Annotated in this window: 18 protein-coding genes; 4 read left to right on the top strand and 14 right to left on the bottom strand. The window is 69.8% G+C overall.

Going from position 1 to position 23,472, the window contains the following annotated elements; translation table 11 throughout:
- Positions 1 to 384 precede the first annotated feature (384 nt).
- Positions 385 to 4,068 carry a multifunctional oxoglutarate decarboxylase/oxoglutarate dehydrogenase thiamine pyrophosphate-binding subunit/dihydrolipoyllysine-residue succinyltransferase subunit gene (locus tag AB0J78_RS27510; RefSeq protein ID WP_363793922.1) on the top strand — a complete coding sequence of 1,228 codons (3,684 nt, stop codon included), beginning with the start codon at positions 385 to 387 and terminating at the stop codon, positions 4,066 to 4,068.
- Between the two features lie 200 nt (positions 4,069 to 4,268).
- Entirely contained in the window at positions 4,269 to 4,445 is a 177-nt protein-coding gene (locus AB0J78_RS27505; protein WP_093413728.1) for a DUF6104 family protein, read from the top strand.
- 45 nt (positions 4,446 to 4,490) lie between these two features.
- On the opposite strand, the gene AB0J78_RS27500 is transcribed toward AB0J78_RS27505, so the two are convergent.
- From AB0J78_RS27500 to hutH, 9 genes are all read right to left on the bottom strand, one after another.
- Positions 4,491 to 5,447, bottom strand: a complete 957-nt coding sequence (locus AB0J78_RS27500; RefSeq protein ID WP_363793920.1) for a zinc-binding dehydrogenase — start codon at positions 5,445 to 5,447, stop codon at positions 4,491 to 4,493.
- A gap of 87 nt (positions 5,448 to 5,534) precedes the next feature.
- Complete coding sequence (locus tag AB0J78_RS27495; RefSeq protein ID WP_363793918.1) at positions 5,535 to 6,230, bottom strand: cation transporter; 696 nt, start codon at positions 6,228 to 6,230, stop codon at positions 5,535 to 5,537.
- Complete coding sequence (locus AB0J78_RS27490) at positions 6,223 to 6,579, bottom strand: metalloregulator ArsR/SmtB family transcription factor (RefSeq protein WP_363793916.1); 357 nt, start codon at positions 6,577 to 6,579, stop codon at positions 6,223 to 6,225. Before AB0J78_RS27490 ends, AB0J78_RS27495 begins: the two co-directional genes overlap by 8 nt.
- Before the next feature lie 37 nt (positions 6,580 to 6,616).
- Complete coding sequence (locus AB0J78_RS27485) at positions 6,617 to 7,402, bottom strand: class I SAM-dependent methyltransferase (RefSeq protein ID WP_363793914.1); 786 nt, start codon at positions 7,400 to 7,402, stop codon at positions 6,617 to 6,619.
- A gap of 117 nt (positions 7,403 to 7,519) precedes the next feature.
- Entirely contained in the window at positions 7,520 to 8,680 is a 1,161-nt protein-coding gene (gene hutI, locus AB0J78_RS27480) for an imidazolonepropionase (RefSeq protein ID WP_363793912.1), read from the bottom strand.
- 14 nt (positions 8,681 to 8,694) lie between these two features.
- Positions 8,695 to 10,026, bottom strand: coding sequence for a formimidoylglutamate deiminase (locus AB0J78_RS27475; protein WP_363793910.1), 1,332 nt, complete (start codon positions 10,024 to 10,026; stop codon positions 8,695 to 8,697).
- The gene (locus AB0J78_RS27470) at positions 9,989 to 11,173 is read right to left on the bottom strand and encodes an allantoate amidohydrolase (RefSeq protein WP_363793908.1); all 1,185 of its coding nucleotides are present in this window, start codon (positions 11,171 to 11,173) and stop codon (positions 9,989 to 9,991) included. The genes AB0J78_RS27475 and AB0J78_RS27470 overlap by 38 nt, the downstream gene beginning before the upstream one ends.
- Positions 11,170 to 12,816 carry a urocanate hydratase gene (hutU, locus tag AB0J78_RS27465; protein ID WP_363793906.1) on the bottom strand — a complete coding sequence of 549 codons (1,647 nt, stop codon included), beginning with the start codon at positions 12,814 to 12,816 and terminating at the stop codon, positions 11,170 to 11,172. The genes AB0J78_RS27470 and hutU overlap by 4 nt, the downstream gene beginning before the upstream one ends.
- Positions 12,813 to 14,348 carry a histidine ammonia-lyase gene (gene hutH / locus AB0J78_RS27460; protein ID WP_363793904.1) on the bottom strand — a complete coding sequence of 512 codons (1,536 nt, stop codon included), beginning with the start codon at positions 14,346 to 14,348 and terminating at the stop codon, positions 12,813 to 12,815. Before hutH ends, hutU begins: the two co-directional genes overlap by 4 nt.
- A 77-nt stretch (positions 14,349 to 14,425) precedes the next feature.
- Between hutH and AB0J78_RS27455 the strand changes: the two genes are divergently transcribed.
- Positions 14,426 to 15,208 (top strand): IclR family transcriptional regulator, encoded by a 783-nt coding sequence (locus tag AB0J78_RS27455; RefSeq protein WP_363793902.1) that lies wholly within the window; start codon positions 14,426 to 14,428, stop codon positions 15,206 to 15,208.
- 33 nt (positions 15,209 to 15,241) lie between these two features.
- Here the strand turns inward: AB0J78_RS27455 and AB0J78_RS27450 are convergent, their stop codons facing one another.
- Genes AB0J78_RS27450 through AB0J78_RS27435 form a run of 4 tightly spaced genes read right to left on the bottom strand, consistent with a single transcriptional unit; the run spans position 15,242 to position 18,514 of the window.
- Complete coding sequence (locus AB0J78_RS27450) at positions 15,242 to 16,117, bottom strand: ABC transporter substrate-binding protein (protein WP_363793900.1); 876 nt, start codon at positions 16,115 to 16,117, stop codon at positions 15,242 to 15,244.
- Complete coding sequence (locus AB0J78_RS27445; protein ID WP_363794167.1) at positions 16,114 to 16,797, bottom strand: ABC transporter permease subunit; 684 nt, start codon at positions 16,795 to 16,797, stop codon at positions 16,114 to 16,116. The genes AB0J78_RS27450 and AB0J78_RS27445 overlap by 4 nt, the downstream gene beginning before the upstream one ends.
- Positions 16,794 to 17,435, bottom strand: a complete 642-nt coding sequence (locus AB0J78_RS27440) for an ABC transporter permease subunit (RefSeq protein WP_363793898.1) — start codon at positions 17,433 to 17,435, stop codon at positions 16,794 to 16,796. Before AB0J78_RS27440 ends, AB0J78_RS27445 begins: the two co-directional genes overlap by 4 nt.
- Positions 17,432 to 18,514: an ATP-binding cassette domain-containing protein gene (locus tag AB0J78_RS27435; protein WP_363793896.1), complete on the bottom strand. Its 1,083-nt coding sequence runs from the start codon at positions 18,512 to 18,514 to the stop codon at positions 17,432 to 17,434. Before AB0J78_RS27435 ends, AB0J78_RS27440 begins: the two co-directional genes overlap by 4 nt.
- A gap of 189 nt (positions 18,515 to 18,703) precedes the next feature.
- Here AB0J78_RS27435 and AB0J78_RS27430 point away from each other — a divergent pair, with 189 nt between their 5' ends.
- Positions 18,704 to 20,242, top strand: a complete 1,539-nt coding sequence (locus AB0J78_RS27430; RefSeq protein ID WP_363793894.1) for a bis-aminopropyl spermidine synthase family protein — start codon at positions 18,704 to 18,706, stop codon at positions 20,240 to 20,242.
- Here the strand turns inward: AB0J78_RS27430 and AB0J78_RS27425 are convergent.
- Complete coding sequence (locus tag AB0J78_RS27425) at positions 20,229 to 23,021, bottom strand: EAL domain-containing protein (RefSeq protein ID WP_363793892.1); 2,793 nt, start codon at positions 23,019 to 23,021, stop codon at positions 20,229 to 20,231. The two genes, AB0J78_RS27430 and AB0J78_RS27425, sit on opposite strands and share 14 nt — an antisense overlap.
- Between the last annotated feature and the right edge of the window lie 451 nt (positions 23,022 to 23,472).

The following is a 23,472-nucleotide window of genomic DNA, read 5'->3' as shown; positions in this document are numbered from 1 at the left end:
GCGCTCTCCGGCGTCGTCGGCCAGGCAAAACGGGCGCTGCGGCCGACCGCGCGGGGCGGATCCCGCGATGCGAGCCGATCCGGCTACCAGTTGAGAACACAGCGTGTCGGTGAAACGCCATAATGAACAGGTACGACAACCCGTATGGACTAGTGCCAAGCGGCGCTGATCAGCGAACGAAGCGCACCAGGAGCGGTTGATGTTCGGTCGAATGGCCCGAACGGGGACACATCCCCGCTGGCCGGACGATCCTGATCGATTCTGTGACGAGAGTCGATCAGCCAAACGGCCGTCCTGTGTGTCAACCTCGCGAATCGGGCGGCTAGCCTGGTACCCGAGTGTGTCTGTAAATCACGAGCATATGGATCGAGGCGAACGCCAGCCGTGTCCAGCAGCCCCGCGTCACAGTTCGGCCCCAATGAGTGGTTGATCGAGGAGATGTACGAGAAGTTCCTCCAAGATCCCACTTCCGTAGACTCGGCGTGGCACGAATTCTTCGCCGACTACAAGTCGGGTCAGGCGACAAACGAGAACACCGCTACCGCTGCTGCGGCCGGCACTGCGGCGCCGCCGACACCGACGGCCACGGCGACGCGCGCCAGTGAGACCAACGGTCAGGCGTCCGCGCCGGCGGCCGCCGCACCCGCGGCCAAGCCCGCCGCCGCTCCGAAGCCTTCTCCGCAGCAGGCCGCCAAGGCCGCCCCGGTCAAGCAGCCGCAGGCAGAAGGTGATGTGCAGACCCTGCGCGGCGCTGCGGCCGCGATCGCCAAGAACATGGACCAGTCGCTGACGGTCCCCACCGCGACGAGCGTGCGCGCGGTGCCCGCCAAGCTCCTGTTCGACAACCGCATCGTCATCAACAACCACCTCAAGCGGAACAAGGGCGGGAAGGTCTCCTTCACGCACCTGATCGGCTACGCGCTGATCAGGGCGGTCAAGGACTTCCCGAACATGAACCGCCACTACGGCGAGGACGCCAAGGGCAAGCCCGCAGCGGTCACGCCGGAGCACATCAACCTGGGCCTGGCGATCGACATGCCGGGCAAGGACGGTGCGCGCAACCTCGTGGTCGCCTCCATCAAGGGCTGCGAGGACATGACGTTCTACCAGTTCTGGCAGGCCTACGAGGACATCATCCGCAAGGCGCGCAGCAACGCGCTGACCGCGGACGACTTCTCCGGCACCACGATCTCGCTGACCAACCCGGGCCCGTCGGGCACCAACCACTCGGTGCCGCGGCTGACCAAGGGCCAGAGCGCGATCATCGGTGTCGGCGCGATGGACTACCCCGCCGAGTTCCAGGGCGCCAGCGAGAAGACGCTGGTCGACATGGGCATCAGCAAGATCGTGACGCTGACGTCCACCTACGACCACCGCGTCATCCAGGGCGCCGAGTCCGGCGACTTCCTGCGCCGCGTGCACCAGCTGCTGCTGGGCGAGGACGGGTTCTTCGACGACATCTTCGCGTCGCTGCGCATCCCCTACGAGCCGGTGCGCTGGACGCAGGACATCCCCGAGGGCGCCGTCGACAAGACCGCCCGGGTGCTCGAGCTCATCGACGCCTACCGCACCCGCGGTCACCTGATGGCCGACATCGACCCGCTGAACTACCGGCAGCGCCGCCACGAGGACCTCGACGTCCTGTCGCACAGCCTCACGCTGTGGGACCTGGACCGCGAGTTCGCCGTGGGTGGTTTCGCCGGTCGCGAGAAGATGAAGCTGCGTGACGTGCTGGGCGTGCTGCGCGACTCCTACTGCCGCACGGTCGGCGTGGAGTACATGCACATCCTGGAGCCGGACGAGCGCGAATGGCTGCAGCAGCGGGTCGAGAAGCCGCACACCAAGCCTGACTCGACCGAGCAGAAGTACATCCTGTCGAAGCTCAACGCGGCCGAGGCGTTCGAGACGTTCCTGCAGACCAAGTACGTCGGGCAGAAGCGGTTCTCGTTGGAAGGCGCCGAGACCGTGGTTCCGCTACTGGACGCGGTGCTGGACAACTCCGCTGCGAACGAGCTCGACGAGGTCGTCATCGGCATGCCGCACCGCGGCCGCCTGAACGTGCTGGCCAACATCGTCGGCAAGCCGATCTCGCAGATCTTCCGCGAGTTCGAGGGCAACCTCGACCCGGGGCAGGCCCACGGTTCCGGTGACGTGAAGTACCACCTGGGCGCCGAGGGCAAGTACTTCCGGATGTTCGGTGACGGCGAGACCAAGGTGTCGCTGACCTCGAACCCCTCCCACCTGGAAGCCGTGGACCCCGTGCTGGAAGGCATCGTCCGCGCCAAGCAGGACATCCTGGACAAGGGCCAGGAGGGCTTCACGGTGCTGCCGGTGCTGCTGCACGGCGACGCCGCGTTCGCCGGTCAGGGCGTGGTCGCCGAAACGCTGAACCTGTCGCTGCTGCGCGGCTACCGCACCGGTGGCACCGTCCACGTGATCGTCAACAACCAGGTCGGTTACACGACGGCTCCGGAGCACTCGCGTTCCAGCAAGTACTGCACCGACGTCGCGAAGATGATCGGCGCGCCGGTGTTCCACGTCAACGGTGACGACCCCGAGGCGTGCGTGTGGGTCGCGCGGCTGGCCGTGGAGTACCGCCAGGCGTTCGGCAAGGACGTCGTGATCGACATGGTCTGCTACCGCCGCCGTGGTCACAACGAGGGCGACGACCCGTCGATGACGCAGCCGAAGATGTACGACGCGATCGACAAGATGCGCAGCGTCCGCAAGGTCTACACCGAGTCGCTGATCGGCCGCGGTGACATCACCGTGGACGAGGCGGAGAAGGCGCTCAAGGACTACGCGGCGCAGCTCGAGCACGTGTTCAACGAGGTCCGCGAGCTGGAGAAGCACCCGCCGGCACCGAGTCCGTCGGTCGAGGCCGAGCAGCAGGTGCCGCGTGGCCTGTCCACCGCGATCTCGCAGGAGGCGCTGGAGCGCATCTCCGAGGCGCAGATCAACCTGCCGGACGGCTTCTCCCCGCACCCGCGCGTGAAGCCGGTCCTGGAGCGTCGCGCCAAGATGGGCCGCGAGGGTGGCATCGACTGGGCCTTCGGCGAGCTGCTCGCGTTCGGTTCGCTGGTGATGGAGGGCCGCCAGGTCCGCCTGACCGGTCAGGACAGCCGCCGCGGCACGTTCGGTCAGCGCCACTCGGTGCTCATCGACCGCAAGAACGACTCGGAGTACACGCCGCTGCAGAACCTCTCGGGTGACCAGGGCAAGTTCCTGGTCTACGACTCGGCGCTGTCGGAGTTCGCGGCTCTGGGCTTCGAGTACGGCTACTCGGTGGGCAACCCCGAGTCGCTGGTGCTGTGGGAAGCGCAGTTCGGTGACTTCTTCAACGGCGCCCAGTCGATCATCGACGAGTTCATCTCGTCCGGTGAGGCCAAGTGGGGCCAGCGCTCCGACGTGGTGATGCTGCTGCCGCACGGCCAGGAGGGCCAGGGCCCGGACCACAGCTCGGGTCGCATCGAGCGGTGGCTGCAGCTGTGCGCTGAGGGCTCGATGACGGTCGCGATGCCGTCGACCCCGGCGAACTACTTCCACCTGCTGCGTCGGCACGCATTGGACGGCATCCACCGTCCGCTGGTGGTGTTCACGCCGAAGTCGATGCTGCGCCTGAAGGCCGCGACGAGCCCGGTCGAGGACTTCACCGAGGGCAAGTTCACCTCGGTGATCGACGACCCGGCTCAGCCGGACCCGTCGCAGGTCACCAAGTTGGTGCTGTGCACCGGCAAGCTCTACTACGAGCTGGCGGCCTACCGCGACAAGAACGGCATCACCGACACCGCGGTCGCGCGGCTCGAGCAGCTCTACCCGCTGCCGCACCGCAAGCTGGGCGCCCTGTTCGAGCGGTACCCGAACCTGGAGTCGGTCCGCTGGACGCAGGAGGAGCCGGCCAACCAGGGTGCGTGGCCGTTCCTGGGCTTGGCGCTGAACGAGCAGTTCCCGGAGCTGGTCGGCAAGATCAAGCGGGTTTCGCGTCGTCCGATGGCCGCTCCGGCCACCGGTCTGGCCAAGGTCCACGAGGTCGAGCAGGCCGAGGTCGTGCAGACCGCGTTCGCCTGATCTTCTCGCTGAGGCGGGCCGCCGGTTCCTTCGGGAGCCGGCGGCCCGCTTTTTCGTGCTCGGGTGCCGTCGGCGGAGTGTGCACGGGAACCTTCCGCTCACTTCGACCGGGGCGCATCGCTTGTGGTGAAGGGCCGTTTCGTACTCTGCTGTTCCCAACCACACCGCGTCGAAGATCGACGGAGCACTAGGAGGAAGCGGTGTATTTCACCGACCGCGGCATTGAAGAACTCGAAGAGCGTCGCGGTGACGACGAGGTCACCTTGGCGTGGGTCGCTGACCGGATGCGGGCCTTCGTGGACCTCAACCCGGATTTCGAGGACGCCACTGAGCGTTTGGCGACCTTCCTCGCACGCGACGACGCCGACGACGAGTGAGGTGGCCCCGGCCGCGCACCCCCGGACGCGCGGCCGGGCCCACGTTCACGCCCGCAGCACCGCCCGCCCGACGATCTCGCGCCGCTCGATGGCGGTGTGGGCGTCAGCAGCGCGCTCGAGGCGGAAGGTTCGTCCGATGGCCGGGGTGATGTGTCCGGCTGCGGCCTCTGCCAGCGCCTTGGTGAGCACGTCCTTGCGCTGGTGGCGCGAGAGGTGCTGGATTTCGAGGAGCCCGGTGATGGTCACGTCGCGCCGCCGCGCTTCGTCGGCGTCGATCTCGGCGAAGTCCTCGTCGGAGGCGCCGTAGGTGATGACGCGCGCACCGTTGTCGGCGGACTGGAACGCGGCTCGCCCGTATGCGCCGCCGGCGCCGTCGAAGATGACGTCGACGCCGCCTGTCAGTTCGCGGACCTTCTCGACCCAGTCCGGTGCGCTGTAGTCGACCGGCTCGGCACCGAGTTCGCGCACCAGGCCGAGTTTCTCCTCGCCTCGCGCGGCACCGATGACCTTCGCCCCTGCGGTTGTGGCCAGCTGGACGATGATGGAGGCGGCACCGCCCGCCGCAGCGGTGACGAGCACTCGTTCTCCCGGGCGCACGGCCGCGTGGTCGACCAGCTGCATGGCGGTGGTGGCGTCGTGCAGGAGCACCGCGGCAGCCTGTTCGTCCAGTCCGTCGGGGATCACCACGAGTTCGGTTTCCTCGACGGTGACCAATTCGGCGTAGGTTCCGCTGTTCTCGGTGCTGGCGACCACCTTCTTGCCCAGCCACGCCGGGTCGACGTCCGCGCCCAGCGCGACCACTTCTCCGGCGATGCCGTCTCCGGGGATGTAGGGAGGGTTCATCTCGAAGTACTCCCGCCCCCATCCTTGGCGGAGCCGCGTGTCGAGGAACAGCACGTCCACGGCCTCCATCCGCACCAGGACCTGTCCTGGTCGTGGCGCGGGATCGGCCTTCTCGATCACCGACAGGACCTCCGGTCCCCCGAATTTCGTCACCTGCACCGCACGCATCCTGATCACTCCGCTCTCGATCGGCTCCTGCCCACCCTCTGACTTCGAGTTAGCTGGAAGTCAAGGGCAGCGGGAGGATCAGCAGCAGTGCTCACCGCGCCAGGCTTGCCGGCCTTCGTTGACCGCGACGGCCGCGATCACCAAACCCACCAGCGGGTCGGCCCACCACCAACCGAGAAGGCTGTTGAGGACGAGCCCGAGGAGCAGCACTCCGGACAGGTAGGTGCACAGCAGGGTCTGCTTCGAGTCGGCGACGGCGCTCGCCGATCCGATTTCACGCCCTGCCCTTCGTTGCGCGTAGGACAGCAGCGGCATGATCAGCAGTGAGAGGGAGGCGACCACGATGCCGGCGGTGGAGTGTTCGGCGGCCTCCGCGCCGAGCAGGCTGCGCACGGATTCGACCGCCACGTAGAGCGCCAGCGCGAAGAACGACACGGCGATCACCTTCAGCGCGGTTCGCTCGCGGGCTTCCGGGTCGGAACCGGCGAACTGCCACGCGACCGCAGCCGCGGAGGCGACCTCGATGACCGAATCCAGCCCGAACCCGATCAGCGCGGTGGAGGACGCGGCGGCGCCTGCGCTGATGGCCACGACCGCTTCGATCACGTTGTAGGAGATCGTGGCGCCGACCAGCCACCGCACCCGCCGCTGCAGTGCACGACGTCGCGCGTCCGCGATGACGGTCTCCGTTCGCGCACAGCACCGGTCGCCGCAGGCGTCCGCAGCGGCCTCGTCGACGCGCGCTGGGCGGTGCCGCTGCTCGTCGTCACACATGCCGGGCCTCGTCGTGGAGAGTCTCCGTGCCGTAGTTCGGGCAGAGGGCGACCTTGTTCCCGGTCGCGGCGAGCAGGGTTTCGGCGGCGGTGAGCAGCTCGATCAGTTCCGGCCGGGCAAGCGAGTAGAACACCTGTCGCCCTTGTGGACGGCCGTCGACCAGGCCGCAGTCGCGCAAGCAGGCCACGTGCGCCGACACGGTCGACTGCGCCAGTCCGAGGTGTTCCACGAGATCGGCGACTCGCGCCTCACCTCCGGCGAGACGCCGCACGATGGCCAACCGCGTGCCGTCGGACAGTCCGTGGAACAGCGCCGCAGCGGCGTCCAGCTCCACATGATTGATCGCCATTCGACGATGTTAGCACCATTTGCCGATGAAACCCGAATCAGCCGAAGCGCTTCGCCAGGGCGAGCTGCGTCAGGTAGCGCTTGGTGATCACCCCGCCGTGATCACCATCGATGCGCTGCCCGATGCAGTCCAACAGCCGGTCACGGGCCGGGGACGACATCACCCGGTGCCCCGAGTAGGTCATCAGCAGGCCCAGGTACTGGTCTGTCGTGTAGCGGGCTTCCCACTCGTAGCGGTGGAACTCCGGCGGGCTGAAACGAGCTGAGCGGTGGAACTCCGCCGGGTCCTCCGGGACCTCGTCGGCAACCGGAAGGCGCTGCCCGGGCTCGATGTGGGGATCGAATCGCTCATAGCACTGCTGGACCTGCGCGAAGAACTCATCGCTGCCACCGGCGATGTGGTGCGTGGAGACCAAGGCGAGCGCCCCTCGAGAACGCAGCGCATCGGCGGCCTTGACCATGCGCACCGCGGGGTCGAGCCAGTGGAACGAGGTCGCCGCCACGACCAGGTCGAAGCCCACCCGCGGGAGCGGCCACTCCTCGAACGCGGCGACCACCACCCGCGCGGACACGTAATCGGCGAGGTGACGCCGGGCGATCTCGGCCAGCTCCTCCCCCGGTTCGAGAGCGGTGACCGCGAACCCGCGAGCGGCCAGCGGCACGGTCGCCTGCCCGGTGCCGCAGCCGATCTCGAGCACCCGGGCCCCTTCACCGACAGCCGCGGTGAGCACGTCGAACAGCTGCGCCGGGTAGCCCGGACGGCACCGGTCGTAGAGGTCGGCGTCCTCAGCGAACACCGACCGCATCCGCTCGCGATCGTTCACCGAGGCAGTCTCGAACCGCAGGTCATGAGCGCAGTCTACGAACCAGCGGCCGTGTTGACAGGAAGGTTCCCATGCTCACGACCGGAAGGTGTCAAGGCGAGAAACGCGAAGGGCGCCTCATCGAACGCGGTCGCCTGCGCGCCACACAGCACGGGTCAGGGGAACACCAGGCCGGTACGCGAGCCATGTCGTGCTCGGCGCGTCGAGCACTTGGAGGTCGGCCCGGGCGCCCGGGCGCAGCACGCCGACGGCACCGTCCCCGGTTTCGCGTCGCAGAGCACGCGCCCCGCCCCAGGTGGCCGCGCGGACGGCTTCGGCCACGCTCATCCGCATCTGCAGGACCGCGGTCGTCACGCAGAAGGCCATCGACGAGGTGTAGGACGAGCCCGGGTTGCAGTTGCTGGCGAGCGCCACGGTCGCCCCTGCGTCGAGCAGCGCGCGGGCATCCGGAAGGGGTTGGCGGGTGGACAGGTCGCAGGCCGGCAACAAGGTCGCGACGGTGTCAGAAGCCGCGAGCGCGTCCACGTCGGAAGGCTCCAGGTGGGTGCAGTGGTCGACGCTGGCCGCTCCCACCTCGTCCGCCAACGTCACTCCCGGCCCCGGTCCGAGCTGGTTGCCGTGCACCCGCAGTCCCAGGCCGCGCCGGCGGGCGGCCAGCAGCACTCGACGGGACTGGTCGACGTCGAAGGCCCCTTCCTCGCAGAACACGTCGCACCATCCGACGTGTTCGGCGACCGCGTCGAGCATGTCCCCGCACACCAGCTCCACGTAGTCGGCCGCGTCGGCTCCGGGCGGAACGAGATGGGCCCCGAGGAAGGTGACCTCGTCGGCGACGGCGGCTGCGATCTTCGCTGCGCGCAGCTCGTCCTCGACGGTCAGCCCGTAGCCGGTCTTGGTCTCCACGCAGGTGGTGCCCTGGGCGACTGCTTCCTCGACGTGACGGCGCAGGTTTCCCACGAGTTCGGCGTCGGTGGCTTGCCTGGTGGCGTTGACGGTGGCCGCTATTCCGCCCGCCTGGTAGGGCAGGCCGGACATGCGGGCGGCGAACTCGGCGGTGCGATCGCCGGCGAAGACGAGGTGGGTGTGGCTGTCCACCCAGCCGGGCAGGACCGCCCGCCCCTCGACGTCGACGCGCTCGTCCGCTTCCGGCGCGGATCCGGCGTGACCGACCCAGGCGATCCGGTCGCCGTCGACGACCACGGCCGCGTCGGCGAGGGTGCCGAGCTCGTCGTCGTTGGTCGTGAGTTCACCTATTCCAGTGATAACAGTGGATGACATCGCCGCCTATTTCCTCACGCTCGAAGTGCCGTGATGGATTCGCGCAGTTCGCGCGCGGTGTCGATGGTGGTGTGGGTTCCCTCGGCGACCACGGTCCTGCCGTCGGTGATCACCTCGCGCACGTCCTCGGCGCGGGCCACGGCCGGGATCACCGGGAGCGCGACACCGGCCAAGCGCGGTTTGTCGAGGTCGATCGCGACGAAGTCCGCGCGAGCTCCCGCTTCGAGCCGTCCCGCATCGGGACGCCCGATGGCGGAGTGCGCTGTGGCCATCGCGAGCAGCTCGCCCGGCTCGTGGTGCCCTCGGGTTTCCGTCGCCAACCGCTGGTAGGACTCCACGGCCTGCGCCTCGGCGAGGACGTCGATGACCGAGTGCCCGTCGCTGCCCAGTGATAGAGGACTTCCCGCCACCGCCAGAGCCCCGGCAGGACCGATCCCGTCGGCCAGGTCCGCTTCGGTCGTCGGGCACAGGCACACCCCGGTTCCGCTGCCGCCCAGCAGTGCCACATCTCCGGCCGCGAGGTGCGTGGCGTGCACGGCGGTGACGTCCTCACCGAGAGCACCGCACTCGGCCAGCAGCTGCACCGGTGTTCGACCGTGGGCCGCCAGGCACGCCTCGTTCTCCGCCCGCTGCTCGGACACGTGGAGGTGCAGGGGAACCTTCCTGTCACGCGCCCAGCCGGCGACCTCGCCGATCGCCTCGGCCGGGACCGCGCGAACCGAGTGCACCGCAGCACCCAGCAGCACGTCCTGCGCGGTGAAGGACTCCGCCCTTTCGCCCCACCCGGTCGCGTCGCCGTCGGAGAACCGCTGCTGAACCTCGTCGAGTCCCCGGTCGAAACCACCTGCGAGGTAGCAGGTGTCCAGCAGCGTCAGCCTGATTCCGGCGTCGTGGGCGGCCTGTGCCAGCGCGTGGCTCATCGCGTTCGGGTCGCGGTAGCGGGAACCGCCGGGCGCGTGGTGCAGGTAGTGGAACTCGCCGACACCGGTGATGCCCGCCCGCACCATCTCCGCGTAGACGCCGCGCGCGAGCAGGTAGTAGCTGTCCGGGTCGAGCTTCGCCGCGACCCGGTACATCTGCTCCCGCCAGGTCCAGAACGTGCCACGCGCGGTGTCACCGCGCAGCGCCCGGTGGAAGGCGTGGGAGTGCACGTTGGCCAGGCCGGGCAGCACCAGACCGGGGAGCCTCCGCGCACCACCGGGCGATTCGGCTTGCCGCACCGCGGTGATCCGCCCGGACTCGACCTCGAACAGCACGTCGCGGCAGGGGCCTTCGGGCAGCCACGCCCATTCGCACCAGAACATCCCCTCACCCCGCCAGGTCTGCGAGGACGCGGGCCAGGGCATGGGAACCTTCCGCGCAGTCCTCGGCGGTCGCGTGCTCTTCGGGCGCGTGGCTGATGCCGGTCGGGTTGCGCACGAACAGCATCGCGGTCGGCTTCTCCGCTGCGAGCACGCCCGCGTCGTGGCCGGCCCCGGTGGAGAGGACCGGGACGTCGTCGAGGACGCCGCGCAGCCGGTCGCGCAGCACCGGGTCGAAGTGGACGGTGTCGCCGAAGGATTCCTCGACGACCTCCACCTGGCACCCCTCCTGCGCGGCGAATTCCCTCGCCTGCCCGGCCAGGTCGTCGACCATGGATCGCGCACCGCTGGGAGCGCGCGCGTCGAGGTGGACGTCCACGGTCGAGGCGATGACGTTGGTGCCGCCCGGGGTGGGGACGAGCCTGCCGACCGTCGCACGACCTTCGGGTGTCGCGGCTGCCGCACTGCGGGCGGCGAGGACGAGTTGCGCGGCGGGGAGCATGGGATCTTTTCGGTCATCGATGAGCGTGGCGCCCGCGTGGTTCCCCTGACCGCTGAAGCGGAACCGCCACCTGCCGTGTCCGAGGATCGAGTCGGCGACCGCGACGGGACGATCCAGGTCGATCAGGCCCTTGCCCTGTTCGACGTGCAGTTCCACGAAGGTCCCGATGCGCGCGAGAGCGGTCTCGTCACGGCCGATGCGGGCTGGGTCCGCGCCGAAGGAGCGCATCGCTTCGGCGAGGGTGCCTCCGTCGGGGTCGCGCAGGTCGCGCGCGTGATCCGGGTGGATGGTTCCCGTCATCAGCCGGGACCCGAGGCAGGGCACGCCGAAGCGGCCGCCTTCCTCCTCGGCGAAGACCACCACGGCCAGCGGTGTGCGCGGCTGAAAGCCTCGTTCCCGCAGGAGGTCCACGGCTTCGAGCGCGCTGACCACGCCGAGGGGGCCGTCGAAGGCCCCTCCGCCGGGCACCGAGTCGAGGTGGCTGCCGGTGACGACCGCACCCGGTCCCGGCTCTCCCCACCAGGCCCAGATGTTGGTGTTGGCATCGGTTTCGACCGCGAGGCCGCGGTTCTCGGCCTGCTCGACGAACCATTCGCGCAGGTGCCGCTCGGCGTCGTCGAAGACGTGCCGCGAGTAGCCGCCGCGCCGCCGATCCGCGCCGATCTCGGCGATGGCGTTCAGCCCGCTCATCGGCTCACCAGCGGAGTCCGCACGCCGCGCTCGGCAGCGACTTCTTCGGCGCGTTCGTACCCGGCGTCGACGTGCCGGATCACCCCCATGCCCGGGTCGTTGGTGAGCACCCGCTGGAGCTTCTGCGCAGCGAGCTCGGTGCCGTCGGCGACCGTGACCTGCCCGGCGTGCAGGGAACGTCCCATGCCGACGCCGCCGCCGTGGTGCAGCGACACCCAGGTCGCGCCGGATGCGGTGTTGACCAGGGCGTTGAGCAGCGGCCAGTCGGCGACCGCGTCGGAGGAGTCCGCCATGGCCTCGGTTTCGCGGTAGGGGGAGGCGACCGATCCGCAGTCGAGGTGGTCGCGGCCGAGGACCACGGGTGCGGCGAGCTCGCCGGAGGCGACCATCTCGTTGAACCGCAGGCCGGCAGCGGCGCGCTCGCCGTAGCCGAGCCAGCAGATCCGGGCGGGAAGTCCGTGGAAGGGAACCTTCCTGTCAGCCAACCGAAGCCAGCGGGCGAGGTGCTCGTCGTCGCCGAAGAGTTCCAGGACGGCCTTGTCCGTCTTGGCGATGTCGGCGGGGTCGCCGGACAACGCCGCCCAGCGGAAGGGACCTTTTCCTTCGCAGAACAGCGGGCGGATGTAGGCGGGGACGAAGCCCGGGTAGGCGAAGGCCCGGTCGTATCCGGCGAGCTGGGCTTCGCCGCGCAGCGAGTTGCCGTAGTCGAAGACCTCGGCGCCCGCGTCGAGGAAGCCCACCATCGCCTCGACGTGCCGGGCCATCGATTCCCGTGCGCGCGTGGTGAACTCGTCGGGCTTGCGGGCCGCGTGATCGGCCCAGTCCGACAGCTGCACGTCCAGCGGGAGGTACGACAGCGGGTCGTGCGCCGAGGTCTGGTCGGTGACGATGTCCGCAGGCACTCCGCGCCGCAGCATCTCGGGCAGCAGCTGCGCCGCGTTGCCGATGACGGCCACCGAGTAGGCGCGGCGGTCCCGCTTGGCGGCGACGGCCTTGTCGATGGCTTCGTCGAGCGAGGCGGCGACCTCGTCGAGGTAGCCCTGGCGGGCGCGGCGGTGGGCGCGTTCCGGGTCGCATTCCACGACCAGCGCGACGCCGTCGTTCATGGTGACCGCGAGCGGCTGCGCACCACCCATGCCGCCGAGTCCCGCGGTGATGGTGAGCGTTCCGGCGAGGGTTCCGCCGAATCGCTTGGTGGCGATGGCCCCGAACGTCTCGTAGGTGCCTTGGAGGATCCCTTGTGTCCCGATGTAGATCCAGGATCCGGCCGTCATCTGGCCGTACATCATCAGGCCGAGTTCGTCGAGGCGCCGGAACTCCGACCAGTTCGCCCAGTCGCCGACGAGGTTGGAGTTGGCGATGAGCACGCGCGGTGCCCACTCGTGGGTTCGCAGCACGCCGACGGGTTTGCCGGACTGCACGAGCAGCGTCTCGTCCTGGCCGAGCGTGGTCAGTTCGCGCACGATCGCCTGGTAGCAGGCCCAGTTCCGGGCGGCCTTGCCGGTTCCGCCGTAGACGACGAGGTCTTGCGGGCGTTCGGCGACGTCGGGGTCGAGGTTGTTCTGCAGCATCCGCAGTGGCGCTTCGGTGCTCCAGCTGCGGGCGGTCAGCGTCGTGCCGCGTGGGGCGCGCACGTCGGTCATCGATCCCTCCCTGATTCGGCGGCGGCGAGGACTTCGCCGTTGCGGATGAGTCGTTCTGCGGCTGCGATCTCGGGTGCCACGTGCCGGTCGGGGCCCGGTCCTGGCACGTCGCGGCGCAGCAGGTCGCGGACCGCGCCGGTGGCGGGGCCGGGGTCCAGGGGTGCGCGCAGGTCGAGGGCCCGAGCGGCGGTGAGCAGTTCGATGGCCAGCACCGTGGTGAGGCCGTCGACGGCGCGGCGCAGCTTGCGGGCGGCGGCCCAGCCCATGGACACGTGGTCTTCCTGCATGGCGCTGGTGGGGATGGAGTCCACGGAGGCGGGCACGGCGAGGCGTTTGAGCTCGGAGACGATCCCGGCCTGCGTGTAGTGGGCGATCATGTGTCCGGAGTCGACGCCGGGGTCGTCGGCGAGGAACGCCGGGAGCCCGTGGGAGCGGGCCACGTCGAGCATCCGGTCGGTGCGCCGGTCGCAGATGCTGGCCACGTCGGCCAACGCGATGGCCAGGAAGTCCAGCACGTATCCGAGCGGGGCGCCGTGGAAGTTGCCGTTGGATTCGACGCGGCCGTCGGGCAACACGACGGGGTTGTCGATGGCGGCCGCGAGTTCGCGATCGGCGACGGTCTCGGCGTGGCCGGCGGTGTCGCGGGCGGCGCCGTGGACCTGCGGTGAGCAGCGCAGCGAGTAGGCGTCCTGGACGCGTGGGCAGTCCGGGCCGCGGTGACTGGCCACGATCGGCGAATGTGAGAGAAAGGCGGCCATCCTCGCAGCCGAGACGGCTTGGCCGGGGTGCGGGCGGAGGGCTTGCAGGTCAGCGGCGAAGGGACGGTCGGTGCCGAGCAGCGCTTCGACGCTCATCGCGGCGGTGAGGTCGGCGACGTCGATCAGGGCGGTGATGTCGCTCAGGGCGAGCACCAGCATGCCGAGCATGCCGTCGGTGCCGTTGGTGAGGGCGAGCCCTTCTTTCTCGGCCAGCACGACCGGCTCGATGCCTGCTTCCGAGAGCGCTTCGGCGGCCGGGCGCTGCCGGCCGGTGGCGTCGAGGACCTCGCCTTCGCCGGTGAGCGCCAGGGCGACGGCCGCGAGCGGGGCGAGGTCGCCGGAGCAGCCGAGGGAGCCGTGCTCGTGGACGAGGGGAACGATTCCGGCGTTGAGCGTCGCGGCCAGGGCGTGGGCGGTTCGGGGCCGGACACCGGTGTGGCCGGTGGCGATGGTGTGCAGGCGCAGCAGCATCTGGGCGCGCACGACTTCGGGTTCGACGGTGTCGCCGGCACCGGCCGCGTGGGAGCGGACGAAGGACTGCTGCAAGGCCGCCCTTCGCTCACTGGGGATGTGGCGCACGGCCAGGGCGCCGAAGCCGGTGGAGACCCCGTAGACGGGTCGTTCTTCGGCTGCCAGTTCTTCGATGTGTTTGCGGGTGGCGGCGATGCCTTGTTCGGCGAGCTCGCTGAGCCGCACGGTGCTCCCCCCGCGCGCGACCGAGACGACTTCCGCGCGCGACAGCGGCTGCGGACCGAGGAACAACTCGTTGTGCATGTCCCCATCCCAGCTCGCGGAAGCTCCTGGCAGAAGCCCTGATGGAGGGACTCTGTCTGGGATGCCAGACTCTGGGCGTGGGCGACAGCAGTGACGTGCCCGCGCTGCGGCGCGGGTTGGCGATCTTGCGGGCGCTGGCCGGGCGGGCCGGTCCGGTGTCGGCGGGCGTGCTGGCGCGCGAGCTGGGCTTGCCGAGGTCGACGACGTATCACTTGCTGGCGGAGCTGGTGGCGGGCGGTTTCGTGGTGCACCTGCCGGAGGAGCGCCGCTACGGGCTGGGGGTCGCGGCGTTCGAGTTGGGTTCGGCGTACCTGCGGCACGATCCGCTCGAACGGTTGGCGGGCCCGATCCTGCGGCGGTTGGTGGACCGGGTGGGCCGCGCCGCGCAGCTGGGGGTGCTGCACGGCGCCGAGCTCCTCTACTTGCTCAAGGAGCGGCCTTCACAACCGCAGACGCTGGTCACCGACGTCGGGGTCAGGTTGCCCGCTCAGCTCCCGGCGTCGGGGCGGGCGATGTTGGCGCACCTCCCGGCGGCGCAGGTGCGCGCGATGTTCCCTTCCACCGAGCGCTTCGTGCTGCGCACGGATCGCGGCCCTCGCAACCTGCCGGATCTGCGCCGGTTGCTGTCCGAGGAGCGCCACCGGGGCTGGGCGGTGGAGGACGGTGTCGTCACGCCCGGGTTCGCCTCGGTCGCGTGCCCGGTTTTCGATCACACGGCCCGGCCGATCGCCGCCATCGGGGTCACCTTTCGCCACTCCTGCGAGGGCGCGGGCTGCGGCGAGACCTGGCCTGGGTTGGCGGCCGACGTCGGTGCGGCGGCAGCTGAGCTCACCGGCCGGATCAGCGGCCGCAGCGCTTGACCGGCCGCCGGTGGGGCGGCCGGTCGAGGACGGTCAGAGTCCGGCTGTGGCGATGAATTCCTTGGCGACGTCGGCGGGGTTGGCCTTGTCCACTTCGAGCCGCTTGTTGAGCTCGGTGAGCTTCTCGGTGGTCAGGGCTTTGGAGACCTTGTTGACGACCTCGACCTGCGGCGGGGTCAGCTTGGCCTTGCCCGCGAGGGGGACGACGTTCTGCGCCGGGAACATGTTCTTCGGGTCGTCGAGCTTCACCAGGTTGTTGGTGGTGATCTGCGACGAGGTGGTGAACAGGTTCGCGGCCTGGATCTCGCCCGAGGTCAGGGCGTTGACGGTGATCGTGCCGGCTTCGACGCTGCGGATCTCCTTGAAGGTGCAGCCGTAGTCCTGCGCGATCTTGGCTTCCCACCGCGACTTCCACTCAGCGGGCGCGCCGAGGACGATGTCGCGGCAGCGCGGTCCGAGGTCGGCCATCGAGCGCAGACCGGTGTCGGCCGTGGCCTTGGTGACGGCGAGGACGTCGGAGTCCTCGGCCGGGGACTGGTCGAGGAGTTCCATTTCGGTGCCGACGTTGCCGCGCAGCTGGTCGTAGACCTGCTGCGATTCCGTGGCGCTGGAGGCCGGGTCGAGGAATTCCAGCAGGTTGCCGGTGTACTCGGGCACGAGCGTGAGTTCACCGTTGCGGACGGCGTTGACGTAGAACTCGCGGGCGCCGATGCGGGGTCTCGTCTGCACGTCGGCCCCGGTGGTCTTGAGCGCCTCGGCGTAGACGTGCATCAGCAGCTCGCTCTCGGCGAAGTCCGCCGAGCCGATCACCACTTGGCCGCTCTGGGCCTTGTTGGCTTCGAGCGGGTCTTGCGAGCCGCAGCCGGTCAGCACCAGCGCCGCGGCGGCCAGCGCCAGCATTCGTTTCATCGATCGTTACCTCCTCGTCGGGCGGCCAGGACGAGACCGCGCGGCACCACCAACCGGGTCACACCGGCCAACGTCAGATCGAGCAGGACCGCCAGGGCTGCGATGACGATCGCGGCCGAGGCCATCTGCGCGTAGTCGCTGATCTTCAGGCCGTCGAGCAGGATTCGCCCGAGCCCGCCCAGACCGACGTAGGCTGCGACGGCGGCGGTGGCCACGACCTGCAACATCGCGCTGCGAATGCCGCCGAGCACCAGCGGGAGCGCGGTCGGCAGCTCGACCTGCCAGAGCACCTGGATCGGCCGCATGCCCATTCCCCTGGCCGCGTCGACGGCGTCGGCGGGCGCGTTGCGCACGCCCGCGTAGGCGCCGGAGAGGATCGCCGGGATCGCGAGGATCACCAGTCCGGCGAGCGCGGGTGTGACTCCGAGGCCGAAGCCCAGCACGAGCAGCGTGACCACGCCGAGGGTGGGCAGGGCTCGCATCGCGTTGCTGAATCCCACCACCAGCACCGAACCCCGGCCGGTGTGTCCGATGTAGACGCCGAGCGGGACGGCGATGAGCGCGGCGACGAGGACCGAGAGCACGCAGTAGTAGAGGTGCAGCAGCGTCTGCGCGGGGATCCCGCCGGGTCCGCTCCAGTGCGCGGGGTCGCCGAGCCACGCGATCAGTTCGCCGATCATCGCCGCGCCCACGGGGTCGCGAGCCGCCACAGCAGCACCAGCAACAGGTCCACCACCAGTGCGAGCAGCAGCGTCAGCACGATGCCGATGATGATCTGCTGCGGGTAGTCGCGTTGGAAGCCGTCGGTGAACAGCCTGCCCAGCCCACCGATCCCGACCAGCGCACCCACGCTGACCAGGCTGATGTTGCTCACCGATGCCACTCGCACGGCGGCGGCCAGCACCGGCACCGCCAGGGGGAGTTCGACGGCGAACAGCCGCCGGCCCGGCCGGTATCCGATGGCGGTGGCGGCGGCGACGATGTGGCCGGGCACGGACTCCAGCGCGTCGCGGACCGGTCGCACCAGCAGCGCCGCCGTGTAGAGGGTCAGAGCGATGATGACGTTGAGCGGCGACAGGAGCGGGGTTCCCATCAGGCCGGGCAGGATCACGAACAGCGCCAGGGAAGGAATGGTGTAGAAGACGTTCGCGGTGTTCTGCAGGGCACCGCGCAGCCAGCGGACGCGTTGTGCGAGGCGTCCCAGCGGGAGTGCCAGCAGGACGCCGAGCAGCAGCGGGAGCAACGACAGGTAGAGGTGTTCGGCGAGCTGGGTGGCCACCAGTTCGCGGTTGCTCGGGGAGTCGAAGAAGTCGATCACGTCGCCGCCCGGTGCTCGTCCAGCAGCGACAGCACGTCGTCGGCGGTGACGACGCCGACCGCACCGCCGTCGGCGTTGACGACGACGCCCAGCCCGGACGGTGCGGACAGGGCGGCGTCCAGAGCGCCACGGAGGTTCCCGTGCTCGACGTGCAGCGAGCCGCCGGCCAGGAGGGTGTGCTCGGCGAGGTCGCCGTCGGAGTCGGTGCCCGGGGGCAGCCAGCCGCGTGGACGGTCACCTTCATCCACCGCCAAACGCCACTGGTCGGTGGAGGGGACCTTTTCTCCCAACCGGACCGTCGGGACGGGTTTCGGCCGCAGGCGCACGGAGTCCACGAAGGACAGCCGGCGGTAGCCGCGGTCGCGGCCGACGAAGGAGGTCACGAAGTCGTCGGCCGGTGAGGCCAGCAGGTCGTCGGGCTGCGCGTACTGGGCGAGGTGTCCGCCTTGGCGCAGGACGGCGACCTTCTCGCCGAGCTTGATGGCCTCGTCGATGTCATGGGTGACGAACAGGACGGTCTTGTCCAGCTCGTCCTGCAGGCGCAGCAGCTCATCCTGGAGTCCTTCGCGGACGACCGGATCGACGGCGCTGAAGGGCTCGTCCATCAGCAGCACGGGCGGGTCGGCGGCCAGCGCTCGGGCCACTCCGACTCGTTGCTGCTGACCGCCGGAGAGCTGCGCCGGGTACCGGTTTCCCAGGTCGGCGGGAAGGCCGACGAGGTCCAGCAGGGTGCGGGAGTGCTCGCGCGCGGCGCGGCGGGTCTTGCCGGCCAGCATGGGGACGGTGGCGATGTTGTCCAGCACGGTTCGGTGCGGGAACAGTCCTGCCTGCTGGATGACGTAGCCGATGTTGCGGCGCAGCTGCGCCGGGTCGCGGTCGCGCACGTCGGTGCCGTCGACGGAGACGGTGCCCGAGGAGGGGTCGATCATGCGGTTGACCATCCGCATGAGGGTGGTCTTGCCGCAGCCGGAAGGCCCGACCAGCACGGTGATGGTTCCCGTCTTGACGGACAGGCTGAGTTCCTCCACGGCGACGGTGCCGTTCGGGTACTGCTTGCGGACGGACTGGAACTCGATCAAGCGAGCCCCCTCTCGCGTGGATCCCCCAAACCCGGCCGACCCTAGCCGGACGATTCCCTTCCCGCGATCGACTGAGATCGATGCGTGATCTGCTCCCATAATGCGGGAAATCGCAGGGAGTTGAACCCTCGACGGTGACACGAACGCGACCGTCGACGGTTTCTCGCACCGATTAAGCTGTGCAATCCCATGGACAACGCCCAGCCACCCACTCCGATCGAAGCCGTTCGAGCGCTCCACGCCGAGTACGGCCTCCTCGGCCACCACGTGCGCCGCGTGCTGGCCGAACTCGCCTCAGGCCCGCGCTCGTTGGACGAGCTGATCAGGCGAACCGGGGTGTCGCGCCGGACGGTCGAGCAGGTGCTCACCGCGGTCGGTGATGACCTCGACGAGGGCGACGGTGTCCACCGCATCAAGGACTCCCTGCTCCCGCTCTACCGGCAGGAGTGGTCCCTCGACACCTCGTCCGCAGTGGACACCGAGGCCGGGCTCGACGCCGGGGCGTTGCAGGCGATGCGCGGTTTCGTGACCTCGGGGCCTCGCCCGGAGGCGGCGCTGGACCACGTCACCGCCACTCCGGAGACCGCGCTGCGCCGGGCGATGTGGCTGCGCGACAACTACGACCTCGACGGCAAGAAGGTCCTGTGCCTGGGTGATCACGACCTGACGTCGTTGGCGCTGGCGCTGGTGGTGCCGTCGGCGCAGGTGCGCGTGGTGGACCTGGACGAGCGCATCCTCCGCCACATCGACGCCGTGGCGGCCGAGCGCGGGTTCAGCATCGGCACCACGCACGCCGACCTGCGCTTCGGGTTGCCGCCGGCGGTGGAGGGCTGGGCTGACGCGGTGTTCACCGACCCGCCGTACACGCCGGAGGGCATCGGCCTGTTCTCCACGCGGGCCGCGGAATGCCTGGCGCCGGGTCACAGCCGGGTGTTCCTGGCCTACGGCTACAGCCCGCGCACCCCGGCTCTGGGGTTGAAGGTCCAGCAGGAGCTGCTGCGGCTGGGTTTCGTGTTCGAAGCGATCCTCCCGCAGTTCAACCGGTACTTCGGCGCGCAGGCCATCGGCAGCGCGAGCGACCTGTACGTGTGCCAGCCGACCTCGCACACCCGCAAGCTGGCGCTCCGCCAGGACCAGGCGATCTACACGCACGGCCCGCAATCGGTGGAGGCTTCGGGTGAGGTTCCGGCGGCCTTGCCGGAGGCGGCTGCCGAGCGGCTCGGCGCCCCGGTCGCCGAGTTGCGCCGGGCGGGCTGGACCCGTCCGGTGCGCGAGAGCGCCCCGGTGGCCTTCGACCTCCGCGCGGATCCGGGGCCGTGGCTGTTGCGGATGCTGTTGGCGTGCAGCGCGCAGAAGGTGGCCTTCGTGGTGTCCAACAACCACCCGGACATCACCAGCGAACGCGCCCAGTCCGAGCTGCGGGATCTGGTCGCGGCCAAGTACCGGTTGAAGCTGCACCGCAGCACCCCGGACGGCAAGCACGCGGTCGTGGTCGCCGAACGCGCGGGAACCGAGTCGGCAGCCGATTTCGTGCTGCAGCGCGCTCACGGCAAGCTGGGCAACATCTGGCGGGAAGCTCTCATCGCGCAGAGCGAGGACCTCACCAAGCGCCAGGCGCGGGAGGAGGTCGCCGAACTCGCACCGCACCCCGACGACCTGGAGTTGCGGCTGATCGATCTGCCGCGTCACCGGATCGCCGACGTGCTGCGGGCGATCACGGCACGGTGAGGGGCCCGTTCGCCAGCATTTCGCGGAACTTCGGGGCGGGCACGGCGCCGGAGAACAACCAGCCCTGGTAGGACTCGACGCCGACGCCGCGGAGCAACCGGAACTGGGTGGCGTCCTCGACGCCTTCGGCGACGCACTGCCGGTCCATCGCGTAGGCCATGTCGACGACGGCGCGAGCGACCGCGAAGTCCGACGCGTCGCCGCCCACTCCGGCGACGAACCGCCGGTCGACCTTGATGATCTGCGCGGGCAGGTCCTTGAGCCGGGCCAGCGACGAGTAGCCGGTGCCGAAGTCGTCGACGGCGAACCGCACGCCGCGGGAGACGAGTTCGCCCATCTCGTGCCGGGTGCGGGAGGGCAGGTCGACCAGCGAGGTCTCCACCAGCTCCAGGATCACCCGGTCCCACGAGATGCCGGTTTCGGCGACGATGTCGGCGACGGAGTCGACGAAGTCGGGGCCGCCGGGAACCAGGCCGGCGAGGTTCACGGCGATGCTGACGGGGCGTCCGTTGCGGACCGGCCAGGACGTCGCTTCGCGCAGCGCGGTGCGCAGGACCCAGCGGTCGAGTTCGCGCAGGAGGTCCCCTTGTTCGGCCACCGGGAGGAACGCGTCGGGGGACAGCATCCCGCGTTCCGGGTGCGGCCAGCGGATCAACGCCTCGGCGCTGACGACGGTGCCTTCCGCGTCGACGACGGGCTGGTAGTGCAGGGCGAGGCCGTCGTTGCTGAGCGCTTCGCGGAGCTGTCCTTCCAGGTGCAGCTGGCGGTCGGCGGCGGCCATCAGGGCCGGGCTGGCCAGTGAGACCTTGCCGGTGCCGCGCCGCTTGGCTTCGAACATGGCCGCGTCGGCGAAGCGCAGCAGGTCTTCGCCGCCCGAGCTGGAACCGTTGGGCACGGCCGCGCCGATCGAGGAGGAGACCCGGACCAGCTGGCCGTGCACGGGTACGGCGGTGCGCAGCAGCGCCGAGACGCGGGTGGCGAGCTGGTCGACTCCGCCGCTGGCCTCGACGTCGGAGCAGATGATGACGAACTCGTCGCCGGAGAGCCGTGCCGCGGTGCACTCCACGGGAAGGCCGCCTTCGAGGCGCCGCGCCAGGGCCACCAGCAGTTCGTCGCCCGCGTCGTGCCCGAGCGAGTCGTTGACCCGCTTGAAGTTGTCGATGTCGCAGAACAGCACGGCGATGCCGCGCGAGTCGGCCCGGCCCAGCAGCCTGCCGAGCAGCTCCTTGACGGCGGTGCGGTTGGGCAGCCCGGTCAGGTCGTCGTGGTTGGCCTGGTAGCGCAGGGCTTCCGCGGCGCGTCGGCGTTCGGTGATGTCCTGGAACACCACGAGCCAGAACTCGGTTCCGTCGTCCTGCACCGAGGTGGAGGTGTGCAGTTCGCAGTAGACGGGTTCGCCGTCGGCGCGCACCATGACGCGCTGGGGTGCGCGGCGGCGGATCCCGGCGTGCTCGTCGGGTGCGGGCAGGTTCGGGTCCGCTTCTTCGGGGTGGGTGATGTCGCGGATGCTAAGCCCGCGCATCTGGTCGAGCCGGTATCCGAGCAGGTCGCAGAGGGCTTCGTTGGCGTTGACGATGCGTTCGGAGTGGTCGAACAGCCCGATGCCGACCGGGGTGATGTTGACCAGGTCGGAGAAGCGCTGGCTGGAGCGTTCCATGCGGGTGACGACGGCCCGCTGCTCGGTGACGTCCTGCACGGTGCCGACGAAGAGGTCCCTGCCGTCGGCGTCGACGATCTTGGTGCCGTGGATCCGCAGGATGCGCGTGGAGTCGTTGCGCAGGTAGCGGTGTTCGATCTCGACGGGTGCGCCGCGTTCGACCAGCGGCCGCCACGCTTGGCGGACCCACTTGCGGTCGTCGGGGTGGACGTGGTCGAGGTAGCGGTCGAAGGTGCCGGTGGTGGTGATGGGCTGGCCGAGGATCTCGTAGAGCATGCTCGACAGCCGCATGACGTTGGTGCGCGGATCGACTTCCCAGGTGCCGAGCCGGGCGATGCGTTGCGCGTCCTGCAGCCGCCGGCGCTCGTCGCGCAGCTGGCGTTCGAGGGCTCGGTGTTCGGTGACGTCCTGCACGGTGCCCTGGACTCGCACGATCTGGCCTGCGCGGTCGTACTCGGCGCGTCCGGTGCACAGGAAGACGCGGGTGCCGTGCAGGTTGCGCAGTTCGGCTTCGAGCAGTTCGCCCTCGGCGGCGGTGAGCACGTCGGCGTAGAACTGCGCGGCGCGTTCCCGGTCGTCGGGGTGGGTGGTGGAGATCATCGCCGTGACGTCGTCGGCGTGTTCGGCTCCGCCGGCTCCGAGGAAGTCGGCGAGCAGCGGGCTGCGGTAGATCTCGCCGGTGTCGGGGTAGAAGACCCAGCTGGCGACCTTGGCGAGGCTCTGGGCGTCGATGAGCCAGTAGCGCTCTTCGGAGTCGCGCGGCCCGACCTCGGTGCCGGGTTTGTCCTCGGCGAGGTCGGAGACGTCGACGAGGAGGGTGACCTGCAGCGTCGTGTCGTCGGGGTGCGGCCAGGTCTGGAGCCTGACAGGGACGCGTCGCTGCGGCCCGCGCAGCCAAGTCTCGCGGCCTTCGCGGTCGAGGAGGTCGACGAGCTGGTTGCCGACAAGGGAGCTCGGGTCGGCGTGGCCGGCCAGCTTGGCGGCCTGCTCGGTGGCGGCGACGACCTGGCCGTCCGGGCCGCTCAGCAGTGCGGGGGCGTCCGGAAGCGCTGCTTTCGCGACCTGCGCGCGCGCTGGGGTGCCGGCCAGGCCGAGACTGGTCGGCTCGCTCCGCTCGGTCAACTGCACCCCTCCCGCGTTGCAGCCGCAACGGCCGCCCATTACGGCCCCGATGACGAACCACCTAGTGATGCACACCACAACGGGTTGTGGTGCTGACCCTACCGTTCTGGGCACGGTCGGTATCGCCATGGTGCCGGGCCCCGAGGCCGGTTCCCTGAAGAGGTGACAGCCTTCGCCCGACAAGATGACGCCAACTTTCGAAATCTTCGTGAAGTCGATTTCCGGATGTCACCTACGAGTGGGGCCGGGAGAGCCCCTGAGGACTCTCCCGGCCCCACTCGACGCCGGTGTAGAACCTACCGCCGACCCACCGGCCCGCGACAGGGTTCGTTGATCACGCGGTGGCCACACCTTCAGCACGAGCGGCCTTCGACACCGCCGCGCTGACCTCGGGGGCGACCCGCGGATCCAGCGGCGAGGGGACGATGTAGTCCGCGCTGAGGTCGTCGGC

This window comes from Saccharopolyspora sp. NPDC049426, from assembly GCF_040676935.1.
Taxonomy (GTDB): Bacteria; Actinomycetota; Actinomycetes; order Mycobacteriales; family Pseudonocardiaceae; genus Saccharopolyspora.
This window is presented reverse-complemented; position numbering and strand designations above follow the sequence as displayed.

Bases quoted from the DNA above. Each gene is read 5' to 3' on its own strand.
- AB0J78_RS27495 (WP_363793918.1), bottom strand. From the start codon at position 6,230: ATGTGTGACGACGAGCAGCGGCACCGCCCAGCGCGCGTCGACGAGGCC.
- AB0J78_RS27490 (WP_363793916.1), bottom strand. From the start codon at position 6,579: ATGGCGATCAATCATGTGGAGCTGGACGCCGCTGCGGCGCTGTTCCAC.
- hutI (WP_363793912.1), bottom strand. From the start codon at position 8,680: ATGTCATCCACTGTTATCACTGGAATAGGTGAACTCACGACCAACGAC.
- AB0J78_RS27475 (WP_363793910.1), bottom strand. From the start codon at position 10,026: ATGCCCTGGCCCGCGTCCTCGCAGACCTGGCGGGGTGAGGGGATGTTC.
- AB0J78_RS27470 (WP_363793908.1), bottom strand. From the start codon at position 11,173: ATGAGCGGGCTGAACGCCATCGCCGAGATCGGCGCGGATCGGCGGCGC.
- hutU (WP_363793906.1), bottom strand. From the start codon at position 12,816: ATGACCGACGTGCGCGCCCCACGCGGCACGACGCTGACCGCCCGCAGC.
- hutH (WP_363793904.1), bottom strand. From the start codon at position 14,348: ATGCACAACGAGTTGTTCCTCGGTCCGCAGCCGCTGTCGCGCGCGGAA.
- AB0J78_RS27450 (WP_363793900.1), bottom strand. From the start codon at position 16,117: ATGAAACGAATGCTGGCGCTGGCCGCCGCGGCGCTGGTGCTGACCGGC.
- AB0J78_RS27445 (WP_363794167.1), bottom strand. From the start codon at position 16,797: ATGATCGGCGAACTGATCGCGTGGCTCGGCGACCCCGCGCACTGGAGC.
- AB0J78_RS27430 (WP_363793894.1), top strand. From the start codon at position 18,704: ATGGACAACGCCCAGCCACCCACTCCGATCGAAGCCGTTCGAGCGCTC.